General features: G+C 37.6%; 16 protein-coding genes and 1 other annotated feature. Of the genes, 15 read left to right on the plus strand and 1 reads right to left on the minus strand.

Annotation, left to right across the window (positions count from 1 at the left end):
* The first annotated feature begins 98 nt into the window (after window positions 1–98).
* The 4 genes from AN957_RS10725 to ftsZ all read left to right on the plus strand — a co-directional run bounded on the left by AN957_RS10725 (window position 99) and on the right by ftsZ (window position 3,920).
* Window positions 99–833, plus strand: coding sequence for a DUF881 domain-containing protein (locus AN957_RS10725; protein WP_053475579.1), 735 nt, complete (start codon window positions 99–101; stop codon window positions 831–833).
* Window positions 833–1,195: a small basic family protein gene (locus AN957_RS10730; RefSeq protein WP_053475580.1), complete on the plus strand. Its 363-nt coding sequence runs from the start codon at window positions 833–835 to the stop codon at window positions 1,193–1,195. Before AN957_RS10725 ends, AN957_RS10730 begins: the two co-directional genes overlap by 1 nt.
* A 245-nt stretch (window positions 1,196–1,440) precedes the next feature.
* Complete coding sequence (ftsA, locus tag AN957_RS10735) at window positions 1,441–2,730, plus strand: cell division protein FtsA (RefSeq protein WP_056684038.1); 1,290 nt, start codon at window positions 1,441–1,443, stop codon at window positions 2,728–2,730.
* A gap of 44 nt (window positions 2,731–2,774) precedes the next feature.
* Window positions 2,775–3,920, plus strand: a complete 1,146-nt coding sequence (gene ftsZ / locus AN957_RS10740) for a cell division protein FtsZ (protein ID WP_053475582.1) — start codon at window positions 2,775–2,777, stop codon at window positions 3,918–3,920.
* A 245-nt stretch (window positions 3,921–4,165) separates the two neighbouring features.
* Here the strand turns inward: ftsZ and hmpA are convergent, their stop codons facing one another.
* Entirely contained in the window at window positions 4,166–5,395 is a 1,230-nt protein-coding gene (hmpA, locus tag AN957_RS10745; RefSeq protein ID WP_053475583.1) for an NO-inducible flavohemoprotein, read from the minus strand.
* A 300-nt stretch (window positions 5,396–5,695) separates the two neighbouring features.
* Between hmpA and spoIIGA the strand changes: the two genes are divergently transcribed.
* The 11 genes from spoIIGA (at window position 5,696) to ileS (ending at window position 16,187) form a co-directional block, all read left to right on the plus strand.
* On the plus strand, window positions 5,696–6,628 hold the full coding sequence (gene spoIIGA, locus AN957_RS10750; RefSeq protein WP_056684041.1) for a sigma-E processing peptidase SpoIIGA: 933 nt from the start codon (window positions 5,696–5,698) through the stop codon (window positions 6,626–6,628).
* 41 nt (window positions 6,629–6,669) lie between these two features.
* On the plus strand, window positions 6,670–7,389 hold the full coding sequence (sigE, locus tag AN957_RS10755; RefSeq protein ID WP_053475585.1) for an RNA polymerase sporulation sigma factor SigE: 720 nt from the start codon (window positions 6,670–6,672) through the stop codon (window positions 7,387–7,389).
* A 181-nt stretch (window positions 7,390–7,570) separates the two neighbouring features.
* A complete protein-coding gene (gene sigG, locus AN957_RS10760) occupies window positions 7,571–8,350 on the plus strand; it encodes an RNA polymerase sporulation sigma factor SigG (RefSeq protein ID WP_053475586.1) in 780 nt (259 codons plus the stop codon).
* 265 nt (window positions 8,351–8,615) lie between these two features.
* Complete coding sequence (locus AN957_RS10765; protein ID WP_053475587.1) at window positions 8,616–8,885, plus strand: YlmC/YmxH family sporulation protein; 270 nt, start codon at window positions 8,616–8,618, stop codon at window positions 8,883–8,885.
* 146 nt (window positions 8,886–9,031) lie between these two features.
* On the plus strand, window positions 9,032–9,850 hold the full coding sequence (gene pgeF / locus AN957_RS10770) for a peptidoglycan editing factor PgeF (RefSeq protein ID WP_053475588.1): 819 nt from the start codon (window positions 9,032–9,034) through the stop codon (window positions 9,848–9,850).
* 5 nt (window positions 9,851–9,855) lie between these two features.
* Window positions 9,856–10,542, plus strand: a complete 687-nt coding sequence (locus tag AN957_RS10775; protein WP_056684044.1) for a YggS family pyridoxal phosphate-dependent enzyme — start codon at window positions 9,856–9,858, stop codon at window positions 10,540–10,542.
* 6 nt (window positions 10,543–10,548) lie between these two features.
* Entirely contained in the window at window positions 10,549–10,992 is a 444-nt protein-coding gene (locus AN957_RS10780; protein ID WP_053475590.1) for a cell division protein SepF, read from the plus strand.
* Between the two features lie 6 nt (window positions 10,993–10,998).
* Window positions 10,999–11,262, plus strand: a complete 264-nt coding sequence (locus tag AN957_RS10785) for a YggT family protein (RefSeq protein ID WP_056684046.1) — start codon at window positions 10,999–11,001, stop codon at window positions 11,260–11,262.
* A gap of 62 nt (window positions 11,263–11,324) precedes the next feature.
* Complete coding sequence (locus AN957_RS10790; protein WP_053475592.1) at window positions 11,325–12,098, plus strand: YlmH family RNA-binding protein; 774 nt, start codon at window positions 11,325–11,327, stop codon at window positions 12,096–12,098.
* A gap of 395 nt (window positions 12,099–12,493) precedes the next feature.
* Window positions 12,494–13,009 carry a DivIVA domain-containing protein gene (locus AN957_RS10800; RefSeq protein WP_053475593.1) on the plus strand — a complete coding sequence of 172 codons (516 nt, stop codon included), beginning with the start codon at window positions 12,494–12,496 and terminating at the stop codon, window positions 13,007–13,009.
* Window positions 13,010–13,058: 49 nt separating this feature from the next.
* Window positions 13,059–13,318 (plus strand) — a binding site (T-box leader).
* Window positions 13,319–13,415: 97 nt separating this feature from the next.
* Complete coding sequence (ileS, locus tag AN957_RS10805) at window positions 13,416–16,187, plus strand: isoleucine--tRNA ligase (RefSeq protein WP_056684053.1); 2,772 nt, start codon at window positions 13,416–13,418, stop codon at window positions 16,185–16,187.
* Window positions 16,188–16,290: the final 103 nt, after the last annotated feature.

The raw sequence follows: 16,290 nt of genomic DNA on the forward strand, positions 1-16,290 counted from the left end.
AAGGGCAAGTTATTTCCCAGGGAGAAGCTTCCCTTTTTGACCCCATACATAGTTAACGTCCACTTTTTAAATAAAGTTTGGAAAGCAAGGTGAAAAACGTGGACAAAAAGAAAAAAAATTTTAGTTTTACTCTTATTGCTGTCGTTATAGGTTTTATGATTGCAATTCAGTTTCGAACGGTAAAGGAGCCGGAAGTCCGTGATACTCGTGATACATGGCAGCTTCGTGATGACATTTTGAAAGAAAATGAGCTTCAGCTTAAGCTTATCCGTGAAGTTCAATCACATGAAGCAAAAATTGCCCAGTATGAAACGGAGCTAAAACATAGCAAGGAGCAAGTTTTAAGAGACACATTAGAGGAATTAAAGGTAGAGGCAGGACTAACAGAAGTGACTGGATATGGGATTATTTTATCAATTGAGCCTGTCATGGAAGATTTACTTATTGGTAAAACTGTATCCAATGTATCTCCTGATTTATTGAAAAGATTAGTAAATGAACTGAATATGTATGAAGCATCACATATAGCGATAGACAATCAACGTCTTATCAATACGACTGTTATCCGTGATATAAATAATGAAACAAAAATTGATGGACATTCGATTAAGAAACTGCCATTTGAAATACTGGTGATTGCTGAAGATGCGAAGGGGGCTGAGAAATTATACAACAGGATGCAAGTTTCAAAATCAGCTGACGAATTTTTTGTTGACAATTTACGGGTGAAAGTTATAAAACCAGAAGGAAGAATAACAATTCCCGCCTATCAAAATTCAATTAGAATTAGGGATATGAAGCCTGTGGATCCTGAAAAAGGAGGCAATTCTTAATGTGGCTTCCTGTGTTAGGCTTGATTATTGGTGTGATTCTTGGGTTATTTACAGATATAAAAGTATCTGAGGAGTACGCAAATTACTTATCGATTGCTGTGCTTGCCGGCCTTGACACTCTCTTTGGAGGAATAAGGGCTCAACTGCAAAACATATATGATGAAAAAGTTTTTGTCTCAGGTTTCTTTTTTAATATTGTTCTTGCAGCAAGTTTGGCTTTTCTAGGTGTCCATCTTGGTGTAGACTTATATTTAGCTGCAGTATTTGCATTTGGGGTGAGATTATTCCAAAATATTGCAGTAATTAGAAGAATATTATTAACGAAATGGACTGTAAATAAGGAAAAAACAGAAAAAAATTAATTATTTTAAAGGGAAATAGGATAGTTTTGACGAATTTTATAAATTAATTAAATTAGTATAGGGAAAAGAGGGGAGCTTCGTTGGGAAGAAAAACTCCAATTTTTTTGACTCCATCCTTTCCCTTTCGTACTAGAACTTGTTTGATTAGGCTCAATTATTGATGTTAGATTGTAACTTCACATGACGTTATATAATTAAATGATAAAAATGTTTAAGTTATTGAATGCTAAAGGAGGTGCCAGAGAATGAACAACAATGAAATATATGTAAGTCTTGACATCGGTACATCCAGTGTAAAGGTTATCATTGGAGAAATGGTCAATGACTCTTTAAATATTATTGGTGTCGGCAGTGTGAAGTCCGAAGGTTTAAGAAAAGGATCCATTGTTGATATAGATGAAACCGTTCATTCGATAAGGAAAGCAATTGAACAGGCTGAGAGAATGATAGGAATGGAAATTACTAGTGTAATAGTTGGTATTACCGGGAATCATGTTATGCTTCAGCCTTCACATGGTGTAGTTGCAGTCTCTAGTGAGAATAGGGAAATATCTAACGAGGATGTTGCTAGAGTTATTGATGCAGCACAAGTCGTTTCCATTCCACCAGAAAGAGATATTATTGATGTTATTCCTAGGCAATTTATTGTCGATGGGCTAGATGAAATTAATGATCCTCGCGGGATGATAGGTGTCCGTTTAGAAATGGAAGGAACGATCATTACCGGATCGAAGACAATATTACATAATACATTACGCTGTGTTGAACGCGCTGGTCTGGAGATTATTGATATTACACTTCAGCCTTTAGCTGCAGGGGCATATGCATTGTCCAAGGATGAAAAAAATCTTGGTGTTGCCCTTGTTGATATTGGTGGTGGATCAACGACTATTGCACTGTTTGAGCAAGGAATTCTTAAAGCTACAAGTGTCTTACCTGTTGGCGGGGATCATATTACAAAAGATTTATCGATTGGCCTTCGCACGTCTACAGAGGATGCAGAAAAAATAAAAACGAAATATGGATATGCTTTCTATGACCATGCATCTGAAGATGAAGTCTTTAGCGTTCCAATTATCGGCAGTGACCAGCATCAGCAATTTAATCAGCTGGAAATCTCCGATATTATCGAAGCAAGAATGGAAGAAATCTTTGATCTCATCCAAAATGAAATAAGACGTTTAGGTACCCATGATTTGCCTGGAGGGTATGTATTGTCAGGCGGGGTGGCAAACACTCAAGGAATACTTGAATTAGCACAGGATGTTTTCCAAAATCGGGTTCGTATTGCAATTCCGGATTATATTGGTGTGAGAGAGCCTCAATATACAACGGCTGTAGGACTCATTAAATTTGCGTATAAAAATGCAAAGCTGCAAGGTAGAAAAATGGGAGGACCAGCCCCTGCCAATACTCAGGAAATGAAAGAAAAACGTGTACAAAAACAACCGCAACCGAAAACAAAGCCGGAAAAACAACCGGAAGAAAAAATTACATCAAGAGTGAAGAAGTTCCTTGGATACTTTTTTGAGTAAAAATGGTGTTCTTTAGGAACATCGACGAATTAGGAGGATTTGTCATGTTGGAATTTGATACTAATTTAGATTCATTAGCAACGATAAAAGTCATCGGCGTTGGCGGCGGCGGTAACAACGCGGTTAACCGAATGATTGAACATGGTGTACAAGGTGTAGAATTCATAGCCGTTAATACGGATGCACAAGCTTTAAATCTATCAAAAGCAGAAATTAAAATGCAAATTGGCGGAAAGCTAACTCGAGGTCTAGGAGCGGGTGCTAACCCTGAAGTTGGAAAAAAAGCTGCAGAAGAGAGCAAAGAGCAAATTGAAGAAGCGTTAAAAGGGGCAGACATGGTTTTCGTTACTGCTGGAATGGGTGGCGGAACAGGAACAGGTGCGGCTCCTGTTATTGCCCAAATCGCCCGTGATTTAGGTGCTTTGACAGTAGGTGTTGTTACCCGTCCATTCACTTTTGAAGGCCGTAAACGTTCAACACAGGCCGCGGGTGGAATTGCTTCTATGAAGGAAGCGGTAGACACACTTATTGTTATCCCTAATGATCGATTATTAGAAATTGTTGATAAAAGCACGCCGATGTTGGAAGCTTTTCGTGAAGCTGATAATGTCCTTCGTCAAGGGGTACAAGGGATCTCTGATTTGATTGCGACTCCAGGATTGATCAATCTTGATTTTGCCGATGTAAAAACAATAATGTCGAACCAGGGATCAGCCCTCATGGGTATTGGGATTGCTGCAGGTGAAAATCGTGCAGCTGAAGCAGCAAAGAAAGCTATTTCCTCTCCATTACTTGAAAAGTCAATTGATGGTGCTCAAGGGGTACTAATGAACATAACAGGCGGTACGAACTTAAGCCTATATGAAGTTCAAGAAGCAGCAGATATTGTAGCTACAGCATCTGATCAGGATGTTAACATGATCTTTGGGTCTGTTATTAATGAGGACTTAAATGATGAAATTGTTGTAACAGTTATCGCAACAGGATTTAATGAGGACGTAGTACAGGTCAAACAGCAGACAAGACCTTCATTTGGGCAACAACCAAAGCAAAATCCAATGGGAACTGTGAAGCGTGAGCAAAAGAGAGAAGAAATTTCACATGAACCAGTGAGAAATACTCCTTCTCAACAAGCTGATGAAACATTAGATATCCCAACATTCTTGCGTAACCGAAATAGAAGACGCTAAGATAAATTAATATACAAGAAGACATGCTCTCTTTGGAGAGCATGTCTTTTTTATTACAAAAATAAGTATTACTATTTTTGAATTTGAGTATTGTCTAACGCAAGCAGCTTAGCATCCATTGGACTTGCCTTTCCATCTAACGATAAGTATAATCCAACATCGAATCGCATTTGCACATTGTGTTACCTTTATTTCGTTTGTGATGGCCCGGTCCAACCGTGCTTAGCAAGGCACTTACGCATTTTTTACGCATGCTTAGGTTCTTTTAATTCCATAGCTGGACCAAAGAATTCATAGCGAATATTTTCTCTTTTAAATCCTGCTTCTATTAAAGCTTCGAACATGGCTTGCATAAATACAACCGGTCCGCACATATATACTATTGATTCTTTATCACTGACTATTGTTTTCATCCAATCCGCTGTAATGAATCCTTCTTTATCAAATCTTTTTTCTTCTTTGTCAAGATCTGTAGGCTTTTCGTAGCAGAAATAGCTAGTAATAGCCTCGTTAGCCAGGTCAATTTGTTTTACTTCATTTGAAAATGCATGCACATTTCCGTTGATCGCCGCATGTATAAACACGGTTTTCTTATTCTTATCTGCCAAGTGGTTAAGCATGCTTAGCATCGGTGTAATTCCTACCCCACCGCTAAGCAGCAAGATGGATTTGTCATTGTTTTCCTCTAATACAAAATCGCCAGCAGGAGCACTAATTTTAACGAGGTCACCGACTTGAATTTCATTATGCAAGTAGGTAGAGACGATGCCAGCCGGTTTATTATTTATTTCATCTTCTCGTTTTACTGAAATACGATAATATTCTTTATTTGGAGAGGTGGATAAACTATATTGACGAATATGTGTGAATTTCTGTCCAGGAATATTTGTTAGCTTGAGGCTAATATATTGTCCTGGTGTATAATCTGTAATTTCTCCCCCATCAGCAGGTTTGAAATAAAAAGATTTAATGCACTCACTCTCTTGAACAATTTTTTCTACTTTGAAATTCTTGAAATCCTTCCAGCCACCTGGCTGATTTTCAGCTGCCTCGTACATGCCTTTCTCAACGCCAATAAACGCATCTGCAATGACACTATAAGCTTTTGCCCATGCATCAATAATTTCTTCTGTGGCAGCGTCTTGAAGAACCTCTTTAATTGCTAATAACAAATGCTCGCCAACGATTGGATAATGCTCTGGTTGGATTCCTAATGAACGGTGTTTATGAGCGATTTGAGTGACTACAGGGATTATTGCATCGAGCTGATCAATATACTTAGCCGCTGCATAAACTGTGCTGGCAAGTGCCTTTTGCTGACGGCCTTGTTTTTGATTTGCATGATTAAAAATATTTAATAATTCTGGGTGTTTTTTGAACATTAATTCATAGAACGTTTTTGTGATCGCTTCTCCATGCTGTTCCAAAACAGGAACAGTACTTTTAATAATATCAATTGTTTTTTGTTCTAACATGTTGAAAAACTCCTTTTTTCTATTTTCCCTGTCATTATAGTGAATTCAAAAATCCGTTACCGTGATTTACATCACGCTTTTAATAAAATAATTCACTTATATCAAATGAAAAAGATAAATAATGACAAAATCCGAAGAGAATAGTGAAAATTTCTAACGTTTTCATTACAGAAAGTGACACACTCCATCTAGTGGAGTACGCTATACTTTTTTTAACAGATTAATAGGATGAAAAAAATAGAAGATAAATCCATTCTTGCATAATCCGATTTATGGAAATAGCAAAAGGGAGGAAGAAGATTGGAGGTTTATTTAGATATAATTTGGGCATTGAATTTCTTATTTGATAGCCTCCTCCTTTATTTAACAGCAATTATATTAAAAAGAGATGTCAGGCTCTGGAGGATTTTTGCAGGGGGATTAGTCGGCTCAATAATTATTCTATTATCGATCACTCCTTTACATTCCTATGCAGGTCATCCGATAACAAAATTGTTTTTTTCATTTGCAATGGTATTGACCTCTTTTGGATATAAAAGAATTCGGTTTTTTATAAGAGGTTTAATGACTTTTTATTTAATGACCTTTTTAATTGGCGGCTCCTTAATAGGTGTCCATTATTTTGTGAAATTTGATTTCAAGCTTTCATCCACTGTTCTATTGGCGAGTGTAAAAGGATTTGGTGATCCGATTAGCTGGCTATTTGTTCTTTTAGGGTTTCCGATTGCCTGGCATTTTTCTAAACGCAATGTGGAGGCCATTGAAATAACAAAAATTCAATATGATTCATTAATTAAGGTGATTGTTCAGATCAATGATGTGTCCTATTCATTTAAAGGCTTGATTGATAGTGGAAATCAGCTCTATGACCCGATTTCAAAAATGCCTGTTATGTTCATTTCTATCAGAGAAAGAGTAACAGATTTTCCAAAGTATCTAGTTGAAATGGCGCAAACCCCTGATAAATTTATTCTTGGAACAGAAGAAATAGCACCTGATTGGGAGAATAGAATGAGGATTATCCCATACAGTGTACTTGGACAAGAGCACCAGTTAATCATAGCGATAAAACCGGATAACATTCTCATCGAAAAAGAAGGGGAGCTACATCATGTGGATAGGGGTTTGGTTTCTTTTTCTACACAGCAGCTATCGCCAGAGGATGCATTTCAGTGTATCGTTCACCCAAAAATGTTAACAAGTACAAGAAGAGCTGAAGCAAAACATGCTTAATGAGTTTATCTATTTATTTTCTATACAGAGGAGGACATACCATGAAAAGGTTAAAGCTTCGCATCTCATACTATTGGTATAAAATTTTAATGAAACTCGGTCTGAAAACAGATGAAGTATTTTACATTGGTGGAAGTGAAGCATTGCCTCCTCCTTTAAGCAAAGAAGAAGAGGAAGTATTATTAGAAAAACTCCCAAATGGTGATAAGGCAGCCAGGTCCATTCTTATCGAAAGAAATTTACGTTTAGTTGTCTATATTGCGAGGAAATTTGAAAACACGGGAATTAATATAGAAGATTTAATAAGTATCGGCACTATTGGATTGATTAAGGCTGTCAATACCTTCAATCCCGAAAAAAAAATAAAGCTTGCTACATATGCATCAAGATGTATTGAAAATGAAATCCTTATGTACCTAAGAAGAAATAATAAAATCCGCTCCGAAGTTTCGTTTGATGAACCTTTAAATATAGATTGGGATGGAAATGAACTTCTGCTATCTGACGTACTTGGAACAGATGAGGATATTATCACGAAGGATTTAGAGGCCAATGTGGATAAAAAGCTGCTATCGAAAGCATTGCATCAGTTATCTGACCGTGAAAAGCAAATAATGGAGCTTCGTTTTGGTCTTGGAACGGGGGAAGAAAAGACACAGAAGGATGTGGCAGATATGCTTGGTATTTCTCAATCTTATATTTCCCGATTGGAAAAAAGAATTATAAAAAGATTAAAGAAGGAGTTTAATAAAATGGTGTAAGCCATTTTATTTTTTTTGGATACAAAAATATTTTTTTAAAAATAAAAAGACTGAAAAACTGCTTATTTTATGATGTTTATTTCAGTTTTCTTATAAATTGTGAAATGAGGCAAGTGCATATTTTTCCTTCTCAAGGAAATACTGTTTTTTGTACAGCAGCTCCTGTGAGGAGGGAAAAGGATTGACTCGAAATAAAGTAGAAATTTGCGGTGTTGATACTTCGAAGCTTCCAGTATTGAAAAACGAAGAAATGAGAGAGCTCTTCAAGCAAATGCATAAGGGGGATATATCCGCGCGGGAAAAACTCGTCAACGGTAATTTACGTCTCGTACTGAGTGTTATTCAGCGTTTTAACAATAGAGGCGAATTTGTTGATGACCTATTCCAGGTCGGCTGTATCGGCCTAATGAAATCTATTGATAATTTTGATTTAGGTCAAAACGTGAAGTTTTCCACTTATGCTGTTCCGATGATTATCGGAGAGATTAGAAGATATTTGCGTGATAATAATCCCATTCGAGTCTCTCGTTCTTTAAGGGATATTGCTTATAAGGCACTACAGGTAAGAGAACGATTAATGAGTAAAACATCCAAGGAGCCGACAGCTGCTGAAATTGCGAAAGAACTTGATGTTCCACATGAGGAAATTGTTTTTGCATTAGATGCAATTCAGGATCCAGTCTCTTTATTTGAGCCTATTTATAATGATGGCGGAGATCCGATATATGTCATGGATCAATTAAGTGATGAAAAAAATAAAGATATCCAGTGGATTGAAGAGATTGCTCTAAAAGAAGGGATGAGGAGATTAAACGATCGGGAAAAAATGATTCTCAGAAAACGTTTTTTCCAAGGGAAAACACAAATGGAGGTTGCTGAGGAAATCGGTATTTCACAAGCACAAGTGTCTAGACTTGAAAAAGCTGCCATAAAACAGATGAATAAAAATATCCAAAGCTAAAGCTGCCTGACTGGCGGCTTTTTTTTGTCTAGCTGCAGCTCCTATCGCCTATCAAACTTCAGGTCCCCTCCCTATGATAAGTCTACATCAATTCGCTATCGCTCACGTGTCTCCTTTATCTCAGTCGAGGCCCCTCCAGTTTGTACGGCGATGATCAAGGTGCTTCCGCTTTTAGTTTTTCCTTAATAAAAATATGTTTGTTAACAATAATTTTGCGTATGTAGTCATATATTTTATATAGAATGAAATACTGGGGGCGCGAGAAATGATTAAAATCTCTGAATTCCAATTGAAAGATGTTGTGAACGTATCAAACGGAAAGAAATTAGGAAATATTGGGGATATAGATATAAATATTCAAACAGGAAAAATAGATGCTGTGATCATTGGGGGGGCAGGGAAGGTATTGGGCTTTTTTGGACGTGACGAAGATATTGTCATTCCTTGGAAAAATATCCTGAAAATTGGAGAAGATGTCATTTTAGTGAGGCATAAAGATTATAATATGTTGAATAATGCTGAGGAAGATGCATAAATATGTCTTTTAAAACTGTGAAGTCAATGATTGTTATGGTAAACTAAAGAAAATATGAACAGCGAAAAGTATCTGATTTACCACTGATAAAGTAGTATTCTGTGGAAGGTACGCTGCGCTAAAAATTGGAAGCCGAGGGTTATTCAATGGAACCATTTATTTTGAAAGATACTCGATATTTTCTAATAAAGGAATGGATGGATCAATTCCCTAATTTAGTTGCGGGATTCACGTCAAAGAATGGCGGCATCAGTAATTCAAATTTCTCTACTTTGAATCTTGGCTTGCATGTGAATGATTCTATCACTAGTGTGAAAGAAAATCGTCAATGTATGGCGGAAGCACTCCGTTTTCCAGTTGAAAACTGGGTTGGAGCAGAACAAACCCATAAGGTAAACATTGAAATGATCGCTATGAAAGATGCGGGAAAAGGCTCCCTATCTTATGAAGAATCCTTCAAGGACACAGACGGTTTTTTTACCTTCAATAAAAACATCCTATTAACACTATGCTTTGCAGATTGTGTCCCTTTATTTTTCATTCATGGAGAAACAGGGGCAATTGGTGTGGCACATGCAGGATGGAAGGGAACTGTAAATGGAATAGCAGAAGAAATGGTGAAATTATACAAAACAAAGGGTATTGGAGCAAAAGAAGTTCAGGTAGTTATCGGCCCTTCAATATGCCGAAATTGTTATATTGTAGATGAGCCTGTGATTACTTTAGTAAAGAACAGGCTAGGGAATATTGAGGAGCATCCATTTAATCATATACAAGAAAACCAATATGAATTAGATTTAAAAGAAGTAAATAAATCGATCCTCTTACAAGCAGGTGTGTTAGAAAAAAACATTCAAGTATCGAATTTTTGTACCAGCTGTCATGAGGAACATTTTTTCTCCCATCGAAGAGACAAGGGGAGTACGGGGAGAATGATGGGTTTTATCGGCTGGAAGGAGGATTAACTGGTTTGAAGGTAGAAGAAAATTTGCAGAAGATTCAAGAAAACATCGAGATGGCTTGTAGGAGGTCTAACAGACATCCTGACGATGTTACAATTATTGCTGTTACTAAATATGTAACAATTGAAAGAGCACAGGAAGCGGTTGAAGCTGGTGTTGTCCATTTAGGAGAAAACCGAGATGAGGGGCTCTTGGCTAAATGGGATGCACTGAGGGACAAGCCAACATGGCATTATATCGGAACCTTACAATCAAGAAAAGTAAAAAATATTATCGATAAAGTCGATTATATTCACTCACTTGATCGAATTTCACTTGCAGAAGAAATAAATAAAAGAGCTGAAAAAGTAACGAATTGCTTTGTTCAAGTAAATGTTTCTGGTGAGGAATCAAAGCAAGGGCTATCTCCTGATGAAGTAAGTGAATTCGTACTGAGCTTAAGTAAGTATGATAAGATACGAATTTGTGGTTTAATGACAATGGCTCCATTTACAGAGGATGAAATGGTGCTGCGTACCTGTTTTCGAAAACTAAATGAATTACAGAGTAAAATTAAAAATTTAAAACTTAAGTATGCACCTTGCGCAGAGCTGTCAATGGGAATGTCAAATGACTATGCGATTGCCATTGAAGAAGGAGCAACAATGGTACGAATAGGCACCGCTTTAGTAGGTGAAGAAGGAGTAGGAGGTTGATAAAAAATGAGTATCAAATCTAAATTTAAAACATTTTTCTTCTTAGATGATGAATATGACTATAAAGAAGAGGAAATCGTCGAAGAAGAATTAGAGCCTGTTAAACAATCACCAAAAGCTCAGCCTGCACAAAAAAATAATATTGTCAGCCTGCAAAGTGTGCAAAAGTCATCCAAAATGGTTCTGGTCGAACCGCGCGTTTATGCGGAAGCACAGGATATTGCTGACCATTTGAAGAATAGACGTGCAGTTGTCGTTAACTTACAAAGAATTGAAAAGGATCAAGCAAAAAGAATTGTTGACTTCCTAAGCGGAACGGTCTATGCAATTGGCGGAGATATTCAAAAAATTGGTACAGATATTTTCCTTTGTACTCCTGATAATATTGAAATTTCCGGTAATATTTCACAAATGATGCAAGAGCAAGATTTCGAAAATACGAGGTGGTAGCACTAAATGGTACTATTATTCAACATTATCGCAACGATTATTAACTATTATTCATGGGCATTAATTATTTATATTCTATTGACATGGTTTCCGGGTGCAAGAGAATCAGTAATTGGTCAATTTTTAGCAAGAATTTGTGAGCCATATTTAGAGCCGTTTAGAAAAATAATTCCTCCACTTGGCATGATTGATATTTCACCAATCGTTGCGATTTTAGTTCTTAAGTTTGCAATAAGCGGATTAGGACAATTATTTGTTTGGATAAGTTAAACGATAAAAGAGGGCTTTACTCGGCCCTCTTTATTTGGGCTTGTAAAGGGGTTTATGAATGAATGACGATATACCAGCATTTCCGTCCGGAAGAAAAGGAGTTTATTGATCAAGTTCTTAACTGGAAGGATGCAGTTGATGCTGCCTATGCACCAAAGCTAACCGATTTTCTTGATCCAAGGGAGCAGGAAATTGTTAGGTCAATCATTGGCAGTCAAACGGAAGTGAAATTTGAACTGTTTGGCGGTACACACTCTTCAGAACGAAAACGTGCAATTATTTATCCAGATTATTTTCAAGTTGAAGAAGAGGATTATCAGATTTGTTTATTTGAAGTTGAGTACCCTAGTAAATTTATTACACTTGAACATCCGCAAGTGCTAGGCAGCTTGATGTCTTTAGGATTAAAAAGGGGCAAGTTCGGAGACATTCTTGTTCATGACGGGAGAATTCAGTTTTTTGTTTCAAAGGATGTGGAGGACTATATAAGCTTGCAATTAGAATCGGTTGGGAAAACATCTGTTAGTTTACGTGCACAGCCACTTGCAAATGCTGTTCAGCCAGAAGAAAATTGGCATGAAGTTTCTGTTACATCTACTTCGTTGAGATTAGACACCGTAATTTCAGCTATTTATCATTTATCAAGGCAAAAATCACAAGGTTTTATCCAGCAAGGTCTGGTAAAATTAAATTGGAGCTTAATCGAAAATCCTGCTTCTGAATGCAAAGAATATGATATGATATCTGTCAGGGGCTATGGACGTTCAAAAATCATCTCTATTGAAGGAAAAACCAAAAAAGACAAATGGAAAATCACTGCGGGGAAGGCAAAGTAATTCTATTACTGGCAATTTGGAATACATTTAAGTATGGCTTGTTTAGATATTTTCATGTATCTTGCCTATTTCAATGATTTGTTGCAATTAGTCATTCTCTAATTGACTCTGCATGCAAATATGTTAGTTGATTGGAGCGGAAGGTGAGAGACTCCTACGGGATGAGTGGGACAGGTGAGACCCCGCAGGCACTAATGTGCCGAGGAGGCTCACCGCCCACCCCGCGGAAAGCGATCAGCCTGAAGCGGAAATCAACCTTTGTATACAACATACTAATTTGTTTCATTTTAGGGAGAATTGCTGTTATAAAAATTATTTTCAATTTGCAGGAATTTGCTGCAAGTTGTCGAATAATAGCTCTATACATAATTGAAGGATTTTGGGAGGTGGCCATGATGCCATTAACACCGTTGGATATTCATAATAAGGAATTCAGCAAAGGATTCCGAGGCTATGATGAAGACGAAGTGAACGAATTTCTTGACCAAGTGATAAAAGACTATGAAATTGTCATTCGGGAGAAAAAGGAATTAGAAGAAAGGCTTAATGATCTTAACGAACGAATTGGCCATTTTACAACGATTGAAGAAACATTAAACAAATCAATTGTCGTGGCTCAAGAAGCAGCAGAAGAAGTAAGAAGAAATGCTCAAAAAGAAGCAAAGCTCATTATTAAGGAAGCTGAAAAAAATGCTGATCGGATTGTAAATGAATCTTTATCAAAGGCAAGAAAGATTGCTCTTGAAATTGAAGAGCTGAAGAAGCAATCAAAGGTGTTCAGGACTCGTTTTAAAATGCTTATTGAAGCACAATTAGATTTACTGAATAATGATGATTGGGATCATCTTCTTGAATACGAGCTTGATGCAACTGAATTAAAATCTGCTCAAGAAGAAGATTCATTGGCTTGACGAATGTTAAATAAATGCATATAATTTTTAAAACAAAGTAAATTAAGAAATATGAACTGTGAGAGGGACAGTACAATATTTATATGCTTTAAGCAGTGCATGAATTTGCCTGTTAGCGATCCGGGGATGGTGAAAGCCCGGTAGAAGCAAAATATTGGAAGATCACCCTTGAGTTCCTTGCTGAACGTTCAAATGAATTATTAAGCATAGGCGATTCATTCGCGTTAAGAATGCTTGAGCGGATAGAAAAGATTGAATTTCTATCTACAAGGGTGGTACCGCGGGAGATAAAACCTTCTCGTCCCTTTTTGGGATGAGAGGGTTTTTTTTATTTACTTTTCAGTAAGTTTTATTGTGAAGAGAAGTGGAAATCATGGAGTAAATGAGCAAAACTGGAGGAATGGACATGGATTACAAAGACACATTATTAATGCCAAAAACTGAATTTCCAATGAGAGGGAATTTACCAAAGCGCGAGCCTGAAATCCAAGCAAAGTGGGAAGTAATGGACATTTACAAGAAGGTACAAGATCATACGAAAGGCCGTCCAATGTTTGTCCTGCATGATGGACCTCCTTATGCAAATGGCGATATCCATATGGGTCATGCATTAAACAAGATTCTTAAGGATATCATCGTGCGGCATAAATCAATGACTGGCTATAATGCACCTTATGTTCCAGGTTGGGATACGCATGGCCTGCCAATCGAGCAAGCCCTAACAAATAAAGGAGTAAAGCGTAAGGAAATGACGATTGCTGAGTTCCGTAAGCTATGTGAAGAGTATGCATATGGACAAATCGACAGCCAGCGTACGCAATTTAAACGTTTAGGTGTGAGAGGAGATTGGGAGAATCCTTATATCACTTTAAAGCCTGAATATGAAGCACAGCAAATTAAAGTTTTCGGAGATATGGCAAAGAAAGGCTACATCTATAAAGGGAAAAAGCCTGTTTACTGGTCTCCTTCATCTGAATCCGCTTTGGCTGAAGCTGAAATTGAATATAAAGATAAACGTTCTCCTTCTATCTATGTTGGATTTAAGGTGGCAGACGGAAAGAATGCTCTTGATGCAGATACGCAAATTGTCATTTGGACAACAACACCTTGGACGATTCCAGCAAACTTAGGAATTTCGGTTCACCCTGAACTTAATTATGTTGTCGTTGAAGAAAAAGACAGCAAGTATCTAGTTGCTGAGGATTTATTATCAGCAGTAACAAAAGAGGTTGAATGGGAAAACCCGCAAGTGGTTAAAACCGTGAAAGGCGCTGAACTTGAACATATCCTTGCCAAACATCCGCTATACGAACGAGATTCACTTGTTATGCTTGGAGAACATGTTACTACAGATGCTGGAACTGGATGTGTTCACACAGCACCAGGACATGGGGAAGATGACTTCTATGTTGGTCAAAAATATGGTCTGGATGTATTATGTCCAGTTGATGATCGCGGGGTAATGACAAAAGAAGCAGTTGGCTTTGAAGGATTATTCTATGATGAAGCAAATAAGCCGATTACTGAAAAGCTTGAGGCTGCAGGTGCTTTATTAAAGCTCACCTTCATTACTCACTCATACCCGCATGATTGGCGAACGAAAAAGCCAGTTATCTTCCGTGCAACAGCTCAATGGTTTGCTTCCATTAAAGATTTCCGCAATGACCTTATGGATGCAGTAAAGGAAACAAAATGGGTGCCTGCTTGGGGAGAAACGAGATTATTTAACATGGTTCGTGACCGTGGCGATTGGTGTATTTCCCGTCAGCGTGCTTGGGGAGTACCAATTCCGGTATTCTATGCTGAAAATGGAGATGCAATTATTACGGATGAGACAATTGATCATGTTTCCAATCTTTTCCGTGAACACGGGTCAAATATTTGGTTTGAGCGTGAGGCAAAAGACTTGCTTCCTGAAGGATTCACACATGCTGGAAGCCCGAACGGCAAGTTTACAAAAGAGACAGATATTATGGATGTATGGTTCGATTCCGGTTCTTCCCATCAAGCTGTACTTTTGGAACGTGATGATCTGCAAAGACCAGCTGACTTATATCTTGAAGGCTCTGATCAATATCGCGGCTGGTTCAATTCTTCCCTTTCAACTGCTGTTGCTGTAACAGGGAAAGCTCCATATAAAGGAGTTTTAAGCCATGGATTTGCTCTTGATGGTGAAGGAAGAAAAATGAGTAAATCGATTGGAAATGTTGTTGTTCCTGCTAAAGTAATGAACCAGCTTGGTGCAGATATTTTAAGACTATGGGTTGCTTCTGTTGACTATCAAGCTGACGTCCGGGTATCTGACCCAATTTTAAAGCAAGTGGCTGAAGTGTACCGGAAAATCCGCAATACATTCCGTTTCTTGCTAGGAAATCTAGATGATTTTGATCCGGCTGTAAATAAGGTGGCTTATGAAAATTTACGTGAAGTGGATCAATTTATGCTTGTTAAGCTGAATAAATTGATTAAAACGGTTCGTGATGCTTATGAAAATTATGAGTTTGCAGGAATTTATCATGCAATTAACAATTTCTGTACACTCGATTTAAGTGCTTTCTACCTTGATTTTGCTAAAGATATTTTATATATTGAGGGAACGGATCATAAGGATCGCCGCGCAATCCAAACAGTTCTTTATGAGAGCTTACTTGCATTAACGAAGTTGGTTGCTCCTATTCTTTCTCATACGGCTGACGAGGTTTGGGGCTTTATTCCATCAGTGAAAGAAGAAAGTGTCCAGTTAACGGATATGCCAGAGTACGAAGAGCTTCCGAAGGCTAAAGCTTTAGAGGAAAAATGGACATCATTCATGAAGCTTCGTAATGACGTCTTAAAGGCATTAGAAGAAGCCCGTAATGAAAAAGTAATCGGCAAGTCGCTTACGGCCAAAATCACGTTGTACGTAAATGACCAAGTAAAAGAATTGCTTGAGTCGATTGATGAGAATTTAGAGCAGCTATTTATTGTTTCCGCTTTTGAACTTGCTGGAAAATTAGAGGATGCTCCTGAAAATGCTGTTAAATTTGAAAATACAGCGATTGTTGTTACAAAGGCTGAAGGTGAAACATGTGAGCGCTGCTGGATTGTTACACCTGAGGTAGGCAAGGTTGAAGAATTCGTTACCTTATGTCCACGTTGTGCAGAAGTCGTACAAAATCACTATAGTCATCTTGTATAATCGTATGAGTCCCTGTTTTTTGCAGGGACTCATTTTTTATAAATAATACCATCTCCGTTAATTGTTGTTCCCCTTGTAAAAACTTTGCCTGTGTCTAAACAAG

Origin of the sequence: Cytobacillus solani, assembly GCF_001420595.1 — a bacterium.
Lineage (GTDB): Bacteria > Bacillota > Bacilli > Bacillales > Cytobacillaceae > Cytobacillus > Cytobacillus solani.